Here is a 17,477-nt window from a genome sequence, read left to right on the forward strand (position 1 = left end):
GCCGCGATCGACGCAGGCGTGATGCCGCTGCACATCTTGGGAGTGCAGAGCACTTGCGACGTGCCGCACGAAGGATGACGCATGCAGTCTTTATCGACCTTGATGGCCGCGAAGTTTGCAACGCGAAGAGCGGTCGCTTCGACGCGCACCCGTCCACGCGAGGACTCGCCTCCAACCTCCACTCCGGCCCGGGCGGCGGTGGGTGGCGCGGCGTGCGCCTGTGAGCCGCCGAGAAGCGCAGTGCGCCTGGCCGCAGGCCTGCCGAAGGACAGGCCTGCTTCGTGATCTGACTCGCGGCGGTTGTTTGAGCGGAGCTGCCGCAGGCAGCGCAGCGAGTTCTGCCGCGGGCCGGGTGCGCGAGCATCGCAGGGGAGTCGGCGCGCAGCGCCGACCGCCTCACTGAAGCGCGCCGCGCTACCCGCCGCCGCCCGGGCCGGCGCGCCCGCCATGACCACCGAGCAGGACCTGACCTGCGTCACGCAGACAACGCTTAGATGATCGACCACGCGTCCATCAGTGCCCCCAATGAACCGCTTCACTTCAACGAAATCGTCGTATTGACCCCCTGCGACACCGTCGAGTCGTCGAACCACCGCGCCGTCACCGTCTTGGTCTGCGTGTAGAACAACACCACCTGCTTGCCGTAAGGCCCCAGGTCCCCCAGCTTCGAGGCCCGCGAGCCCGTGAACGAGAACAGCGGCACCGGCACCGGGATCGGCACGTTGATGCCCACCTGCCCCACGTCGATGTCCTCCTGAAACTTGCGCGCCGCGGCGCCCGACTGCGTGAAGATCGCCGTGCCGTTGCCGTTCGGATTGGCATTGATGAACTCGATCGCCTCGTCCAGCGACGATGCCTCCGCCAGACATAACACCGGCCCGAACACCTCCTGGTCGTAGATCGACATGCCCGGCTTCACGCCCGAGAAGATCGTCGGCCCGACGAAATTGCCCTTCTCGTAGCCGGCCACCTGCGGGTTGCGGCCATCCAGCTCCAGTCTGGCGCCGTCGGCCACGCCGCGCTCGATCAAGCCCACCACCCGGTCGCGGGCCGCGCAGGACACCAGCGGCCCCACGTCCGTACCCTTCTCCGTGCCGCCGCTCACCTTCAGCGTCTTGGCCTTCTCCACCAGCTCCGGAATCCAGTTGCGGGCCTCGCCCACCAGCACGGCCACCGACACCGCCATGCAGCGCTGGCCCGCCGCACCGAAGGCTGCCCCGGCCAGCGCGTTGAGCGTCTGCTCCTTGTTGGCGTCGGGCATCACGATGGCGTGGTTCTTCGCGCCCATCATGCATTGCACCCGCTTGCCGGCCAGCGTGGCGCGGTTGTAGACATGCGTGCCGACCTTGGTCGAGCCCACGAAGCTGATCGCCTTGATGTCGCGGTGGTCGCAGATGGCGTTGACCACCTGCTCGCCGCCATGCACCACGTTCAGCACACCGGGCGGCACGCCGGCCTCCAGCGCCAGTTCGACCAGGCGCATCGTCACCATCGGGTCCTGCTCGCTGGGCTTGAGCACGAAGGTGTTGCCCGTGGCGATGGCCATCGGGAACATCCAGAGCGGGATCATGGCCGGGAAGTTGAAGGGCGTGATGCCCGCGCACACGCCCAGCGGTTGCAGCAGCGTGTAGGTATCGACTCCACCGGCCACGTTGTTGGCCAGCTCGCCCAGCTGCAGGTTGCCGATGCCGGCCGCATGTTCCACCACCTCCAGGCCGCGGAAGACGTCGCCCTCCGCGTCCGGCAGCGTCTTGCCCTGCTCGGCCGTGAGGATGGCGGCCAGCTCGCCCATGTGCTCGCGGATCAGCTGCTGCAGCTTCAGGAAGATGCGCGCGCGCTGGCCGATGGCCGTCTTGCGCCAGGTCTTGAAGGCCGTCTGCGCTGCAGCGACGGCGGCGTCCACCTCGTCGGGCGTGGCGAAAGGCACGCGGGCCAGCACTTCTTGCGTGGCCGGATTGACCACATCGCGCCATTCAGTGGTGCGGGATTCGACGAACTCGCCGCCGATCAGCAGCTTGACGGTGGGCACACGGGATGCGGGCGTGGGGGTGGCAGTCATGGGTTGTCTCCAAATGAGGCGGTCAGGCGCCGCCAGGATCAGCCGACGCAGGATAGCTTTGCAGTTTTGCCTCAGCAATAGACAAAAATTCGCGCACCCTTTGCAAAATTGCAGACCATGGACTGGGACAACCTGCGCTACTTCCTCGAACTCGCCCGCGCCGGCACGCTGATGGCCGCGGCGCGCCGACTGGCGGTGGACCACACCACCGTCGCGCGCCGTATCCAGGCCCTCGAAAAGGCGCTGGGCACCGTGCTGTTCACCCGCGAGGCTGGCGGGCATCGCCTCACCGAGGCCGGGCGCCGCCTGCAGCCGCAGGCCGAGGCCATGGAGGCGGCCTTTCGGACCGTCGAGCAGGCCAGTCCCGCCCTTGCGCCGCAGGAAGGGCTGTCGGGCACGGTGCGGGTCGGCGCCACCGAAGGCTTCGGCACGCGGGTGCTCGCCCCCGCCCTTTCCGCCTTCGCCAGCGGCCATCCACGGCTGACCATCGATCTGCTCGCGCTGCCCCGGCTGCTGCAACTGTCCCGCCGCGAAGCCGACATCGTCATCGCGCTCGAACGGCCCGCGCGCGGCGCCGTGGTGGCGACACGGCTCACCGACTACAGCCTGCGCCTGTACGCCTCGCACGACTACCTGGCGCGGCATCCGCCCATCGTGCGCCGCGAGGATCTGCGTGGCCACGCCTTCATCAGCTACGTGGACGATCTGCTCTTCTCGAAGGAGCTGCGCTTCCTGGGTGAGTTGCACCGGCCCGATGCCTTCTCGCTGCGCAGCACCAGCGTGCTGGTCCAGCACGAAGCGGCGGCTGCGGGCGCCGGCATCGCCGTGCTTCCGGCCTTCCTGGCCGAAGGGGATGCACGGCTGGCGCCCGTCCTGCCGGCCCTGGCCCGCTTCACGCGCACCTTCTGGATGTCGATGCCTGCCGAGGGCAAGCAGCAGCCACGGATCCTGGCAGTGTGGAACCTGCTCAAGACCGTGGCCGAGCGGGAGCAGGCGCGGCTGCTGCCGGTCGCGTCGGGGGAATGATCAGCGGAGCACCACCCGCGGCGGCGACAGCTGGACCTGGTTGCGGCCGCTCGTCTTGGCCGCGTAGCAGGCGGCATCGGCGGCGGCCACCCAGTCCTGCGCGGAGCGGATCTCGGGGGTGAGTTCCGCCACACCGATGCTGGCGCCCACGCGAAGCTGCTGCTCCTCCCACGGCACGGCGATCTCATGGATGGCTGCGCGGATGCGCTGCGCCACCGCCATCGCTGCCATGCCACTGCACTGCTCCAGCAGCAGCGCGAACTCGTCGCCACCCAACCGCACCACCAGGTCGCCCGAACGCGACTGCGCCGCGATGGCCTGCACCACCTGCTTGAGCACCTCGTCCCCCGCCAGGTGGCCGGCGGTGTCGTTGATCGGCTTGAAGTGGTCCAGGTCGATGAAGATCAGCACCGCGGGGCTGAACAGCTCCCGGTTGCCCATCACCCGCGCGATGCGCTGGTCGAAGAACATGCGGTTGGCCGCGCCGGTGAGCGGATCGTGCCGGCTCTGCCATTCAAGACGCTGGCGCACGAGCTTCTGCTCGGTGACGTCGGCCACGGTCCAGATCTCGCCCAGCGAGAGGTTGTCCCAGTCCACGGGGCGGCTGCGAAGGTTGGCCCAGAAGCCCAGGCCATCGCTGCGGCGCAGCCGCCAGTCGGCGCCGTAGGGCACACCGAGCGCTGCCGCACCCCGGGCCGACTGCTGGAAGCGCTGAAGGCCATCCGGCTCCTCGAACAGTTCCTGAGCCGCGCGGCCGAGCATCTGCGGCGCGTCGTTGCCGAAGAGCCGGCAGCATTCGGCACTCGCCAGTTCGACCACGCCTTCCCGCACGAAGGCCACGCCCACCGGGGCCGCGGCCAGCACGGCCCGCAGGCGCGTCTGGATTTCGGCATGGGCATGGGCCAGCCCGGCCTGCTCGCTGGCCCAGACACGCAGCAAACCGGAAAGCTGCCCGAGTTCGCCCGCCGCAGCCGGCCACCCCGCCCCGGGCTGCGGATCGGCCACCGGCGCGGTGACACGCTGCACGCGGCGCACCAGCCGGCCAAGCGGCCTCAGCCGCCAGGCGATCCAGCTGCAACCCAGCAGGCCTGCCAGCAGCACGGCGCCGATGGTCCATTGAAGCGTGCGCTCCAGTTCGTCGTCCAGTGCGCCCTGGAGGCCGGACACCGGTCGCGCCTGCCAGATGAGCCAGGGCGTATCGGCCACCGGCACGGCCGCCACGACCTGGCCACTGGCCATGGTGACGAAGCCCTCGGTGTTGCGGGGACTGCCCTGCGCACGCCAGGTCTCGAAGGCCTCTGCGAACCGGGGCTCGCGTGACAGCGGCAGGCGCTGAAGGGCCAGACCGCCATCATGACTGAGGATCTGGCCATGCTCATCCGTGACCACGCGGACCGAACCGGGCAACCGGCCGACGGCCACGCGGCCGATGTCGCCGCTGTCGACGCGCAGCACGCCGGCGACGACCGCGACCACGCGCTGCTCGTGCATGACCGGCTGGGCCATGACGACCGACACGCGACCCGTGGTGCGCCCCGCGATCGCCTGCGACAGCACGGGCTTGCGCGTGCGCATCACCTCCTGGAAGTAGGCGCGGTCGTCCATCGCGCCGATGGCGGGCATGGTCTGCACGCCCTGCTCATCGGCCCGGGCCAGGGGCTGACCCAGCGCGTCGATCAGGAAAGAGGCGGAAAACACGGTGCTCAGGCTCGAAGCCAGCACGGTGAAGCGCTGGGCCCGTTCCTCGTCGTTGGTGGCCGACTGCAACATGCGTGCGGTACCGGCCAACGCCGCTTCGCGCTGGCGCTGCAGGCTTGTCATGGCCTCGGCCGTGGCCCGGGTGCTGGAACGCTGGTGGTCCTCGTCGCTGACGCGGGCGATGTGCTGGGCCAGGTGCGACACGGACACCCAGATCGCGACGCCTGCCGCCACGGACAGCAGGGCCACCACACCGATCAGCCCCAGGCGCAGCCGCACCGTCACGTCCTCGAACGCGGGCAGGTCCGCGGCATGGGGGCTGGACGCCTTCTTGCGCAGGCGAGGCATCTGGAGGAAGCGCATCGTCAGGTTGTGGGTGGGGCAGTGGTCATGGCGGCCGCATTGTCTGCCGACGGCCCCCACAGTGGCTGCCGCTCGTAGGCGTCGATCCAGTCGAAGACATCGGCGGCCGGCATGGGCCGGGCGATGCCGAAGCCTTGCGCGAGGTGACAACCCAGGGCCAGCAAAGCCTCGCCATGCTCGCGGGTCTCGACGCCTTCGGCCGTGACCTCCAGACCCAAGGCACGCGCCAGGGAAATGACGCCCTGCAGGATCGCGCGATCCTGGGCGTCGGTGAGCACGTTGCGCACGAAGGACTGGTCCAGCTTCAGGCCACTGACCGGCAGGCGCCGCAGGTAGGTCAACGAAGAATAGCCAGTGCCGAAGTCGTCCATCACCACATCGACCCCCAACTGACCGCAGGACTCGATGAAGCTCGCCGCCAGATCGATGTCGCGGATCGCGCTGGTCTCCAGGATCTCCAGCACCAGGGCGCCCGCATGGCGGTCGGGAAAGCGATCCAGCAGTGCCGACAGCCGCCGCACCACGTCCGCCCGCATCAACAGGCCCGCGCTGATGTTGACGCTGACCGACATCCGGCGCCCCTGCGCCGCCCATTGGCGTGCAGCCTCGATGGCGGCACCGATCGCCCATTCGCCCAACTGCTCGGACAGTTCGTGGTCCTCGATGATGGGTACGAATTCGGCCGGCATCAGCACGCCGCGCTGGGCATGGTTCCAGCGGCTGAGCGCCTCCATGCCGACGATCGTGCCGCGACGCATGTCGACCTTGGGCTGGAAGACGAGGAAGAACTCGCCGGCCTCCAGGCCCTCCGCGATGCGCTGGCGCTGCTGGGCCAGGCGCTGTTCGTGCGCATGCTCTTGCGCATCGAAGAAATTGACCTGCCCGCCACCGGCCCGCTTGGCGCCGAAGGCGGCCTGCCGCGCCTGCCGCAGCAGGACCTCGATGGAGGGACCCTCGTGTTCGCGCAGCGCGACACCCACACTCGCGCCCACGGTCAGGGGCTGGCCATGCACCTGGAAATCGTCGCCGAGACGGCCCAGGCAGTATTCGAGGATGCCCTGGCACTCGGGCCAGCCTGCGTTGGGCAGCACGGCCGCAAATTCGTCGCCGCCCACACGCGCCAGCGCGGCGTCTTCCGGCAGGCCCAGTTGCAGTCGGTGCACCACCTCCAGCAGCACCACGTCCCCCCCGGAGGGTCCGAAGCGCGCATTGATCTCGCGGAAGCGGTCCAGGTCCATGTAGATCACGGCCAGGCGGGCAAGGGGCTGGCTGCGCTCGGCCGACAGCTCGGGCAGCGAGGGCAGACGGCCCGGCAAGCGCGTCAGCGGATCCAGCCGGGGAAGCACCTCGCTGCCCGGGCCCCGGCTGGCCGTCCACAGCACGCTGCCGTCTTCCGCCCGCTCACCGCGCAACTCGACCTGGATGCGGCCCTTGGGGGTGCGCAGGCCCACCCAGCAGGCAGGCCCCGGGCCCTTGGCCGGTACCTCGCCCTCTTCGAACCCGCGCTCTCCTGCCGCCAGCAGGGCCCGGGCCTTGATCCCGGCCTCTGCCCCGCCCGAGGTCAGCGCCAGAGCCGCGGCATCGGCCCAGCGGAGTTCGCCGGCCACTGTGCGGAAGTGGCAGACCACCGGCCGAGGAAGACGCGAGGGCATGGTTGGATGAAGGGAAAGGGCCGGTCAGTCAGCGCAGGGGAGCGGCATCCGGCAGCGGCATCAGACCGCCCGGCGCGCAGCCGCTCCTTCCGATTCGTAATGCCGCGCCTTGTCTTCGTACATGGCGCGATCGGCCGCCAGCAAGGCGTTCTCGACCGATTCCCCGGCCTGGCAGGTGGCCGCGCCCATCGCAAAACTCAGCATGTGGCCGGAAGGGCCGGCGTAGAACTGGTTGTTGAGGTCCACCAGCGTCGTCAGATGCTCGCGCACGCTGCGCACGCCTCGCTCGTCGGTGTCGGGCATCAGCACGATGAATTCGTCGCCGCCCACGCGGGCGACGCACGAGGGGGCGTCGACCAGCTTGGCCAGGACCTCGCCGGCGCGGCGCAGCAGGGCGTCGCCGGCCGCATGGCCGACCTGGTCGTTGACCTGCTTGAGGCCGTTCATGTCCAGGGCCAGGATCGACACCGGCCAGGGGCCCTTGCGTGCCAGCCGCTGCAGCTCCTCGGTGTAGAAGGTACGGTTGCGCAGTTGGGTGAGCACGTCGTGCGTGCCAAGGTACTCCAGGTAGGCCTCGGCACGGCGGCGGGCGGTGATGTCCACCAGGGACAGGAGCACCAGATCCCAGTTGTCCTGCCGGTCGGGCAGCACGGAGAACTGCATGTAGATGTAGACCGGCTCGCCACCGAGGGTGTAGTTGACCACCTCGCGCTGCTGCAGCGTCTTGCCGTCCCACAGGTCGCGCAGTTGCTCGGCGAAGGAGTCGTGCATCTCGCCGCGGAACACCTTGGCCAGGTTGCGCAGCAGGGTTGGCTTGTCGGAGGCGCCGAACATGCGCAGCGTCTCTTCGTTGACGTCGAGCACCCGGATCTCCTGGATGCAGCGGCCGACGAATTCCGGGTGCACCTTCAGGAAGGTGCCGAAGTCGCGGATGCCCTGCGCCCGAACGCCGTCGAGCAGGCGCTTGACGCCGCTGAAGTCTTCCACCCACAGCGACACGGGCGAGCGTTCGAACAGGCCTCGGGCATAGCGCTCGCTCGCCTCGCGCATCTTCTCGGCACGCACCTTGGCGGTGATGTCGTCCAGGGAGATGAGTGCCCGTGACCAGTCGGCCTCATGGCCCGGCAGGATGCGGATGCGCACCATGACGTCCAGTCGCCGGCCGTCGAGCGCGTAGTTGACCGTCTGGTTCTCGATCTCGGTGCGCCCGTCCCAGAACTGCGCCAGTTCGTGGATCACCCGGTCGGACATGTCGTCGCGGAAGATCTCCGGCAGCCGGGAGACCAGTTCCTCCTGGCTGCTGGCGGCGAACAGCGCGAGCGTCTTCTGGTTGACCTGCAGCACACGGATGCTGGCCATGCAGGCCGCACGGCGTGACGGATCGGCATGCAGGTGCTCGACCAGATCGGTCACGCCGGCGGCGCGCCACTGATCGAAGAGCTGTTTGAGTCCGCTGTAGTCCTCGAGCCAGAGCGAGACTGGCGCAAGGTCGAACATGGTTTGGAAATCGTCGGAAGACGGCATGGCGGCGGACGCGTAGGACAGCGCCGGATGCTATCAGCAGCGGAGCGGTTCAAGGCCCTCGTCTGACCTGAATAACGAGCGGCGCCAAAACGGATTGCGAAAGCCCGCCGGGCTCCTCAGGCCCCCGCTGTCCCGGCGTCGGCGGGCGACTCGTGCGCGAGCGCCTGGGGGGTCAACCCGATGTGACCACCGCCCTCATCGTCCAGAAATTCCACGATGTCCGGGAAGCACTGCAGGAAGGCCTTGAAGCTGCGGCAGCCGAGCACGCCCTCGTCGAAGGCCGGCATCATGCGCTTCATGAGGGACTTGAGCGCCCCGCAGTGCACGCGGTTCTCGCCCTGTCGGGCGATGATCTGCGTCACGGCCTTGACCAGCGCCTCGCGTGCCATCTCGGCGGTCAAGGCGGTGGGCCCGGTGTCGGCGGGCTCGTCCGGATCGCCACTTCCGCCCTGCCTTTCCTCGGCCAACTGCGAGGCGGCCACCGCCTCGCTGGCGTGACGCAACTTGAGCAGGGCGCCGTAGAACTTGAACTCGTTGCAGCTCGCCACCCAGTAGCGGTTGCTGTTGCCCTCGACCCCCACGCCACCGATGAAGCGCCCGGCCTGCTTGACCTTCTGCGCCAGGCTGATGAAGTCGCTGTCGCTGGAGACCACCACCACATGGGTAATGTGCGGATGGGTGTGCAGGTCGGTCAGCGCGTCCAGCGCCATGCGGATGTCGGCGCTGTTCTTCATGTTGGCGCCGCGCGGAAACAGCTGGATCAGGTCGATGCCGGCGCCATTGAGGGCATCGCGGTAGCGCGAGAAGAACTGCCAGTTGGCATAGGCGCGATTGATGATGACGTCGCCCAGCGAGGCGGCGTAGTCGACGATGGCGTCGACGACCGCCACGGGCATCTGGACCGTGAGCCGGTGTTCGCGGTAGTAGTCCTGGCCGTTCTGCTGGTCGGTCAGGACCGCGTGCAGGTTCTCGAAGTCCCAGTACAGGGCCACCTTGGGCGCCTGCACACCGGCGCCGGTCCATTCACTCATCGATTGACTTTCACTGCAGGAGCTTGACTCCCGTCTTGGCTTGCACGGCGTCGAAGGTGACGCCGTCGGCCAGCTCGACCACCTTCAACCCTTCGGGGGTGACGTCGAGCACGGCCAAGTCCGTAATGATACGGTCGACCACTCCCACGCCCGTGAGCGGCAGGGTGCATTGCGGCAGGATCTTGAGGTCTTCGGTGCCGTCCTTCTTGCGGGCCACGTGCTCCATCAGCACGATCACCCGCTTGACGCCGGCCACCAGGTCCATGGCGCCGCCCATGCCCTTGACCATCTTGCCGGGGATCATCCAGTTGGCCAGGTCGCCCTTCTCGCTGACCTGCATGGCGCCCAGGATCGACAGGTTGATCTTGCCGCCGCGGATCATGGCGAAGCTCTCGTGGCTGCCGAAGATGGACGAGCCCGGAAGCGTGGTCACGGTCTGCTTGCCGGCGTTGATCAGGTCGGCGTCCACCTGGTCTTCCGTCGGGAAGGGGCCGATGCCCAGCATGCCGTTTTCGCTCTGCAGCCAGACTTCCTTGTCGCCGACGAAGTTGGCCACCAGCGTCGGGATGCCGATGCCGAGATTGACGTAGAAGCCGTCTTGCAGCTCCTTGGCCGCACGTGCGGCCATCTGGTCTTGGGTCCAGGGCATGGGGAACTCCTCTTTTACTTGCTGGCGTTGTTCTTGACCGTGGCGGGCACTTCCGTGCCGGCGGCAGCCTGGGCGATCACGGCCTGGGCCTCGACCTTGGCGGCGAGCGCGTCCAAGGGAGCCGCAGCGCTGACGGTGCGCTTCTCGATGCGCTTCTCGGGCGTGGCGTTGAGCACGATGCGGTGCACGTAGATGCCCGGCAGGTGGACATCGTCCGGCGCCAGCTCGCCCACCTCGACGATCTTCTCGACCTCGACGATGCAGACCTTGCCGGCCATCGCGGCGGCCGGGTTGAAGTTGCGCGCCGTGAGGCGGAAGCGCAGGTTGCCCGACTTGTCGGCCACGTCGGCCTTGACCAGCGCGACATCGGGAACCAGCGAGCGCTCCATGACGTAGGTCTCGCCATCGAACTCGCGCAGTTCCTTGCCCTCGGCCACCAGCGTGCCGACGCCGGTCTTGGTGAAGAAGGCGGGGATGCCGGCGCCGCCCGCACGCAGCTTCTCGGCCAGCGTGCCCTGGGGCGTGAATTCCAGCTCCAGCTCGCCCGCCAGGTACTGGCGCTCGAACTCCTTGTTCTCGCCCACGTAGCTGGCGATCATCTTCTTGACCTGCCGCGTCTCCAGCAGCTTGCCCAGGCCGAAGCCGTCGACGCCCGCGTTGTTGGAGATGCAGGTCAGGTCCTTGACGCCGCTTTCCTTGAGCGCGTCGATCAGCGCCTCGGGAATGCCGCACAGGCCGAAGCCGCCGACTGCCAGCGTCTGGCCGTCGGCAACGACGCCGGCCAGCGCCTCCTTGGCGGAGGCATAGATCTTGTTCGCCATGGGTCCTCGCTTGAAGAGAAAGTGAAAGGGGGAAGGAAGGGAAAACCCCGCGACGATACTACGTACGGACATACGTAGGATTTCGTAATGGACGCACCCGAGGCCCCTGCCCTTGCAGCCCCTGCCATCGACTACCGGCTGGCCTTCGAGCATGCGCCGGTGGGCATGGTGCTGTCGCGCCAGCGGATGATGGTGGACTGCAATGCGCGGCTGTGCGAGATGTTCGGCGCCACGCGCGACGAGCTCGTCGGCCAGTCCTTCCGGCTGCTCTACCCCAGCGTGGCCGAGTACGAACGCATCGGGCGGCGCATGCTGCCGGCCCTCAACGCCAGCGGCCGCTATGCCGACAACCGCATGATGCGGCGCCTGGGCGGCCTGCATGGCATGCGCGCCGGCGAGACCTTCTGGTGCCACGTCACCGGCCGGGCGCTGAACCGCGAGGCACCGCACGAGGCCGGCATCTGGACCTTCGAGGATCTGGGCTCGCGGCGCGCCGACAAGGCCGAGCTGACGCCGCGCGAGCGGGAGGTGGCGGCGCACCTGATGCAGGGCCTGACCAGCAAGGAGATCGGCCGCGCGCTGGGCATCAGCCACCGCACGGTGGAGATCCACCGTGCGCGGCTGATGCGCAAGTACGCAGCGGCGACCACGGCCGAACTGGTGCAGAAGCTGCTGGCCGGCTGAAACCCTCCCCGCCCTTCCGGCCCGCTGGACTACCGGCGCCCGGAAGACGTCCCACGCCGACGCACACAGTGCGGCGCCAGCCTGAAGCGCATCAACAACCTATTCAGGAGCAACACCGATGGCCACCCGACCCGAACTGACCGGCGACCGCGACAACAACCGGGTGATGCGCTGGGGCATCATCGTCGTCATCGTGCTGGTGATCGGCGCGATCTTCGCGTTCTTCCGAACCGGCGGTGAAGCGCCGGGCGCACCGGCCCCACCCATGGGCCAATCGGCTCCACCCCCAGCGAGCGGTGGCGCGACCGGCATGGCGCCCGGTACCGGCGGCACGGGATCCACGGGTCCCAGCGGCGCCGCAGGCGGAAGCGGTGCCTCGGGAGCCCCGGGTGCCGCATCCGGAACTACAGACAGCAATGCACCAGCAGCCAACGGTCTGCCCTCGACGCCGGGAACCGGTACGACCAGCACACCGGGTGCGAGCACCGGCACGGGCACGGGCACTGGCGGCGGCATGACCGGAAACGGTGGTGCCGGGGCCGCCACAGGCAGCGATCCGGGCAGCGCCAATGGTCAAGGCGCGCCGGGCACCGGTTCCAGCGGTGCGACCGGCCAGTCGCAGTAGTCCCTCGCGCGCCCGCAAGGGCGCCGCTTCACCAGGCCATGCTCAGGCGCAGCTTGGCAAAGGTGGCGCCCGGGTTCGGCTTCTTGATGCCGCCGTTCGAGACATGCTGCAGGCGCAGCGACAGCTCGTAGCGGTCGTGCTGACCGAAGCGATAGCCCAAACCTGCGGATTCCGTGAACTGGAAGGCAGTGCTGAAAGTGTCATCCGGCGAACGGTAGAGACGGTCCATGACCGTCCCGCCGAAGCCGAGTTCGACGAACCATGGCGAGGAGGTGCCAAGCGCATGGCGCCACACCGCCATCGCGCCCAGTTGGGTGTAGGTACGACGTCCCCCAGCGTCCCCTGCCGGGCCTTGCCAGTGGCTGGCCCAGAGGTCCCAGTGAAGCGTCAGCGGGCCGGCCTGCCGATCCAGGGACGGAAACCAGTCGGAGGGGACAAGTACCCCGGCCGTGATGCTTTCGGCCCGAGCCCCGCCCCTCAGCGTTCCCCCGCCTTCCAGATAGAGACGCCGGCCGGTATCGCCACGCCAGCCCCCCGCATCCGAGGCGGTGGACAGTGTCGGCTGATCACTCGCCGGTGCCGACTGGGCATGGACGACCACGGGCAGCGAGAGGATGCCCGCAGCGATCGACACGGCCGCATGGCGCAGGAACAAGGGGGGTTGAAAACGCAGGTGGCCGCAGAAATGGCGACAAGACGAGGAACGCATGGCGAAGAAGGAGCCGAATCCTGGATGAAGCGCAGGACCACCGCGCGCCAGGAGTGAACGCCTTCAAAGATGGACCCGATCCGGTGCGCCGGGTCAGGCCTGGTACACCACCTCGGGCCTTATCTCATCGAAGCGACCTTTCATGGTGAAGGGAGACATGCCATGGCCTGTCGGACGATGCGCCGTGTGCGTCGTCACTTAGCGCTCCGCCACGACGCCTGACGCGGGAGGCGAGCGCCCCGCCCTCCCGCCTCAGTGCGCGATCTGTTGCCAGGCCTTGTCCAGCCGCTTGATGCTCACCGGCTGCGGGGTGCGCAGCTCCTGCGCGAAGAAGCTCACGCGCAGCTCCTCCAGCAGCCAACGGAACTCGCGCATGCGCTCGTCCGTGGCGCCCTTGCGCTCGGCAACCAGCCGCCAGTAGCGCTGCTCCTGCGGCCGGAACTCGGCCAGCTTCTGCGCGTCGCGTGCCGGGTCGGCCCGCAGCTTGTCCAGCCGCAGCACGATGGCCTTGAGGTAGCGCGCAAAGTGCTGCAGCTGCGTCCATGGCGCATCGGCAATGAAGCGCTTGCCGACGAGGCGCTGCAGTTGCTCGGCCGCGTCCTTCACGGCGTCGGGCTGGATCTTGGTGTCCTTGATCTTGCGCTGAGCCGCCGCGTAGTCGGTGAGGATGGTCGATGCCAGGCGCGCCACTTCATTGGCGATCAGCGTCAGCCGGCCGCGGCCCTCGTCCAGGCGGCGCTTGAAGCTGGCCTCGTCGGTGGGCAGCGGCTCCTGCAGGAAGGCGCGGTCCAGCGCCACGTCCAGGATCTGGGCGCGCAGTTCCTCCAGCGTGCCCAGCGGCATGTAGGCCACGGCCATCTTTTGCAGGTCCGGAATGTTCTTTTCCAGGTACTTGAGCGCGTCGCGGATCTGCAGCGCCACCAGCCGGCGCAGGCCGGCGCGGTGCTTGGCCGCGGCCACCTCGGGTTCGTCGAAGACCTCGATGGTCACGGCGTCGCCGCCATCGACCAGCGCCGGGAAGCCGATCAGGGTCTGCGCGCCTCGGCGCACCTCCATCAGCTCGGGCAGCTCGCCGAAGGTCCAGCCGGTGTAGCGCTGGCCCGCCGGCGGCGCGGCGGGGCCGGGCGCGGGCTTGGGCCCAGGGGCGGCCGTCTTGCCACTGCCCGCCGACGGCGCGACTGGTGCAGGTGCAGGTGCCGCCCTGGCCTTGAGCCCCGCCAGCGCCTGGAAGGCGCCCCGCGCCTTGGTTCCAAGTTCGCCCTTGAGCGCGCCCAGGTTGCGGCCCATGCCCAACTGCCGGCCGTGCTCGTCCACCACCTGCAGGTTCATGAACAGGTGCGGCGGCAGCATGTCGAGCTTGAAGTCGGCGCGCTTCACGTCCAGGCTGGTGATGTCCCGCACCCGCTTGAGCAGCGCGTCGGTGAGCGAGCCGGCGCCGAAGGCTTCGGCCGTGCCCAGCTCTTCAGCCAGTCGCGCGGCCGACTCGGGCAGCGGCACGAAGCGCGAACGCGGCTTCTGCGGCAGGCTCTTGAGCAGGGCCTGGATCTTGTCCTTGAGCATGCCGGGCACCAGCCATTCGCAGCGCTCCTCGTTGACCTGGTTGAGCACGAAGAGTGGCACTGTGACGGTGACGCCATCGCGCGCATCGCCCGGCTGGTGCAGGTAGGTGGCGGCGCAGTCCACGCCGCCCAGCTTGACGAGGGGCGGGAAGGCCCGCGTCGTGATGCCCGCCGCCTGGTGGCGCATCAGCTCCTCGCGCGTCAGGAACAGCAGCCTGGGGTTGGTCGCGCTCGCCTGCCGGTACCACTGCTCGAAGGCATGGCCGTTGGCCACATCGGCCGGCACCTGGGCCTCGTAGAAGGCGTAGATCAGCGCATCGTCGACCAGCACGTCCTGCCGGCGCGACTTGTGCTCCAGCGCCTCGACCTCGCGCACCAGCTTGCGGTTGGCAGCCAGGAAGGGCAGCTTGCTGTCCCACTCGCCGCCGGCCAGGGCCTCGCGGATGAAGATCTCGCGCGCGCCGGCCGGATCGGCCTTGGCGAAGTCCACGCGCCGGCCGCTGTAGACAACCAGGCCGTAGAGCGTGGCGCGCTCGAAGGCGGTGACGCGGGCGTCCTTCTTTTCCCAGTGCGGGTCGAGCAGCTGCTTCTTGAGCAGATGGCCGGCGACTTCCTCGATCCATTGCGGCTCGATGTTGGCGATGCCCCGGCCGAAGAGGCGCGTGGTCTCCACCAGCTCGGCGCAGACGATCCAGCGGCCCGGCCGCTTGCGCAGGTGCGCGCCAGGATGACGGTGGAACTTGATGCCGCGGGCGCCCAGATATTCGCCGGACGAGGAGTTGCCCTCCTCGTCCATCTTCCAGCCGATGTTGCCCAGCAGGCCGGCCAGCATGGACTTGTGGATCTGCTCGTAGCCGGCGGGCGTGGGGTTGAGCTTCCACTTGTGCTCGGTGACCACGGTGAGCAGCTGCGAATGGATGTCACGCCATTCGCGCACGCGTCGAACGCTGACGAAGTTCTGGCGCAGCAGCTGTTCGTACTGGCGGTTGCTGAGCTTGTGGGTGGGCTGGGCGGTGGCCGGCGCCGGTGCTGCCTCGGCGGGCGCGCTCATGCGCTGGCTCACCGGCAGCACCGCCGCGCTGGCCTTCTTCGGCCCTTGCGTGGCGGCCACCATCTCGCGTCGGTTCTGCGCCACGGGCGCGCCGCCACGGGCGTCGTGCAGCCATTTCCACAGCGTCAGGTAGCCGCTGAATTCGCTCTTCTCGTCGTCGAACTTGGCATGGGCCTGGTCGGCCTGCTGCTGCGCTTCGAGCGGCCGGTCGCGCACGTCCTGCACGCTCATGGCCGAGGCGATCACCAGCACCTCCTGCAGCGCGCCGCGCGTGCGGCCTTCCAGGATCATGCGGCCCACCCGCGGGTCCAGCGGCAGGCGCGCCAGCTCGCGGCCGATCTCGGTCAGCTCGTTGGCGTCGTCCACCGCGCCCAGCTCGCCCAGCAGCTGGTAGCCGTCGGCCACCGCCCGACCGCTTGGCGCCTCCAGGAAAGGGAACGCCGCCACGTCGCCCAGGTGCAGCGACTTCATCCGCAGGATCACGCCGGCCAGCGACGAGCGCAGGATTTCCGGGTCGGTGAAGCGCGGCCGGCTGGCGAAGTCCTTCTCGTCATAAAGCCGGATGCAGATGCCGTTGGCCACCCGGCCACAGCGGCCGGCGCGCTGGTTGGCGGCGGCCTGGCTGACGGGCTCGACCAGCAACTGCTCCACCTTGCTGCGGAAGGAATAGCGCTTGACCCGCGCCGTGCCCGCGTCGATCACGTAGCGGATACCGGGCACCGTGAGCGAGGTCTCGGCCACGTTGGTGGCCAGCACGATGCGCCGGCCGGTGTGGCCTTCGAAGATGCGGTCCTGCTCGGCCTGGGACAGGCGCGAAAACAGCGGCAGCACCTCGGCTGCGCGCATCACCGGCTGATGCGCCAGGTGCTTGCGGAGGTGGTCGGCGGCCTCGCGGATCTCGCGCTCGCCGGGCAGGAAGACCAGGATGTCACCGCCGGCGTTGCCCTGCCAGAGTTCGTCCACGCCGTCGGCGATGGCGTCGTTCAGGTCGTACTCGCGCGATTCCTCGAAGGGCCGCCAGCGCATCTCCACCGGGAAGGTACGGCCCGACACATAGATGACCGGCGCAGGCCCGTTGCGGCTCTCGAAGTGCTTGGCAAAGCGCTCCGCATCGATGGTGGCCGAGGTGACGATGACCTTCAGGTCGGGCCGCCGCGGCAGGATCTCGCGCAGGTAGCCCAGCAGGAAGTCGATGTTCAGCGAGCGCTCGTGGGCCTCGTCGATGATCAGCGTGTCGTAGGCCTTGAGCAGCGGATCGGTCTGCGTCTCGGCCAGCAGGATGCCGTCGGTCATCAGCTTGACGGAGGCATCGCGGCTCAGCCGGTCCTGGAAGCGGACCTTGTAGCCCACCACCTCGCCCAGCGGCGTCTTCAGTTCCTCCGCGATGCGCTTGGCGACCGAGCTGGCGGCGATCCGCCGCGGCTGCGTGTGGCCGATCAGCCGGCCGCGGCCCTCCGGCGCGTTGAGCTTGCCGCGGCCCAGCGCCAGGGCGATCTTCGGCAGCTGGGTGGTCTTGCCCGAGCCGGTCTCGCCGCAGACGATGACCACTTGGTGGGCCTGGATGGCGGCAGCGATCTCGTCGCGCTTGGCGGATACGGGGAGGGAATCGGGAAAGTCGATCTGGAGCGGCACCGAGCGAGTATCGCAGCACACGGGTTCACATGTTTCCGTGTAGTAGACTCGTCCGACACCCGCCGCCCCCCAGCGCCGCGCCCAGTCTGCGAGGAAGCTCCCATGGCCAACCTGACCATCAATGTCGACGACCAGCTCATCAAGGCCGCCCGCGTGCGCGCCATCCAGCAGGGCACGTCGCTGAGCGCCAAGGTGCGGGAGTTCCTGCAGCAGTACGTCAACGAGGCCGAGGCCAGCCGCCAGATGCTGCGCGACGCTGCCACGGCCCGGCTGATGGCGGCCATCGACGCCGCCGCCAGCGAGGCGCAGCCCGCCGCGCAGCCACGCAGCGGCAGCCTGCGGGACGAGCTGTACGACGGCGACTTCCGGGCCCGCGCCCGCTCCGCCGACTGAC

At 68.8% G+C, this 17,477-nt stretch carries 13 protein-coding genes; 4 read left to right on the top strand and 9 right to left on the bottom strand.

Annotated features, from left to right (window positions below):
• Positions 1 to 535 precede the first annotated feature (535 nt).
• Complete coding sequence (locus BXA03_RS17940) at positions 536 to 2,059, bottom strand: CoA-acylating methylmalonate-semialdehyde dehydrogenase (protein WP_076510321.1); 1,524 nt, start codon at positions 2,057 to 2,059, stop codon at positions 536 to 538.
• A 117-nt stretch (positions 2,060 to 2,176) separates the two neighbouring features.
• Here BXA03_RS17940 and BXA03_RS17945 point away from each other — a divergent pair, with 117 nt between their 5' ends.
• Positions 2,177 to 3,085, top strand: a complete 909-nt coding sequence (locus tag BXA03_RS17945; protein WP_076510323.1) for a LysR family transcriptional regulator — start codon at positions 2,177 to 2,179, stop codon at positions 3,083 to 3,085.
• On the opposite strand, the gene BXA03_RS17950 is transcribed toward BXA03_RS17945, so the two are convergent.
• From BXA03_RS17950 to BXA03_RS17980, 6 genes are all read right to left on the bottom strand, one after another.
• Positions 3,086 to 5,146 (bottom strand): sensor domain-containing diguanylate cyclase, encoded by a 2,061-nt coding sequence (locus tag BXA03_RS17950; protein WP_076510325.1) that lies wholly within the window; start codon positions 5,144 to 5,146, stop codon positions 3,086 to 3,088.
• Positions 5,147 to 5,148: 2 nt separating this feature from the next.
• On the bottom strand, positions 5,149 to 6,798 hold the full coding sequence (locus tag BXA03_RS17955) for a putative bifunctional diguanylate cyclase/phosphodiesterase (protein ID WP_143476357.1): 1,650 nt from the start codon (positions 6,796 to 6,798) through the stop codon (positions 5,149 to 5,151).
• A gap of 60 nt (positions 6,799 to 6,858) precedes the next feature.
• Positions 6,859 to 8,295 (bottom strand): sensor domain-containing diguanylate cyclase, encoded by a 1,437-nt coding sequence (locus BXA03_RS17965; protein ID WP_234983729.1) that lies wholly within the window; start codon positions 8,293 to 8,295, stop codon positions 6,859 to 6,861.
• Positions 8,296 to 8,438: 143 nt separating this feature from the next.
• Positions 8,439 to 9,353, bottom strand: a complete 915-nt coding sequence (locus BXA03_RS17970; RefSeq protein ID WP_076510329.1) for an NYN domain-containing protein — start codon at positions 9,351 to 9,353, stop codon at positions 8,439 to 8,441.
• Between the two features lie 10 nt (positions 9,354 to 9,363).
• Positions 9,364 to 10,002 carry a 3-oxoacid CoA-transferase subunit B gene (locus BXA03_RS17975; RefSeq protein WP_076510331.1) on the bottom strand — a complete coding sequence of 213 codons (639 nt, stop codon included), beginning with the start codon at positions 10,000 to 10,002 and terminating at the stop codon, positions 9,364 to 9,366.
• Positions 10,003 to 10,016: 14 nt separating this feature from the next.
• Positions 10,017 to 10,823, bottom strand: a complete 807-nt coding sequence (locus BXA03_RS17980; RefSeq protein WP_076510333.1) for a CoA transferase subunit A — start codon at positions 10,821 to 10,823, stop codon at positions 10,017 to 10,019.
• Between the two features lie 87 nt (positions 10,824 to 10,910).
• On the opposite strand from BXA03_RS17980, the gene BXA03_RS17985 reads away from it, so the two are divergent.
• A complete protein-coding gene (locus tag BXA03_RS17985; RefSeq protein ID WP_076510335.1) occupies positions 10,911 to 11,507 on the top strand; it encodes a LuxR C-terminal-related transcriptional regulator in 597 nt (198 codons plus the stop codon).
• A 118-nt stretch (positions 11,508 to 11,625) separates the two neighbouring features.
• The gene (locus tag BXA03_RS17990) at positions 11,626 to 12,132 is read left to right on the top strand and encodes a hypothetical protein (protein WP_076510337.1); all 507 of its coding nucleotides are present in this window, start codon (positions 11,626 to 11,628) and stop codon (positions 12,130 to 12,132) included.
• A 28-nt stretch (positions 12,133 to 12,160) separates the two neighbouring features.
• On the opposite strand, the gene BXA03_RS17995 is transcribed toward BXA03_RS17990, so the two are convergent.
• Both BXA03_RS17995 and hrpA read right to left on the bottom strand, forming a co-directional pair.
• Positions 12,161 to 12,787 (bottom strand): acyloxyacyl hydrolase, encoded by a 627-nt coding sequence (locus BXA03_RS17995; protein ID WP_234983730.1) that lies wholly within the window; start codon positions 12,785 to 12,787, stop codon positions 12,161 to 12,163.
• A gap of 306 nt (positions 12,788 to 13,093) precedes the next feature.
• Complete coding sequence (hrpA, locus tag BXA03_RS18000) at positions 13,094 to 17,296, bottom strand: ATP-dependent RNA helicase HrpA (RefSeq protein ID WP_369822448.1); 4,203 nt, start codon at positions 17,294 to 17,296, stop codon at positions 13,094 to 13,096.
• Between hrpA and BXA03_RS26905 the strand changes: the two genes are divergently transcribed.
• Complete coding sequence (locus BXA03_RS26905; protein ID WP_076510341.1) at positions 17,186 to 17,476, top strand: DUF6364 family protein; 291 nt, start codon at positions 17,186 to 17,188, stop codon at positions 17,474 to 17,476. The genes hrpA and BXA03_RS26905 overlap by 111 nt on opposite strands.
• Position 17,477 lies beyond the last annotated feature (1 nt).

Origin of the sequence: Pseudacidovorax sp. RU35E (assembly GCF_900156165.1) — a bacterium.
GTDB lineage: Bacteria > Pseudomonadota > Gammaproteobacteria > Burkholderiales > Burkholderiaceae_C > Xenophilus.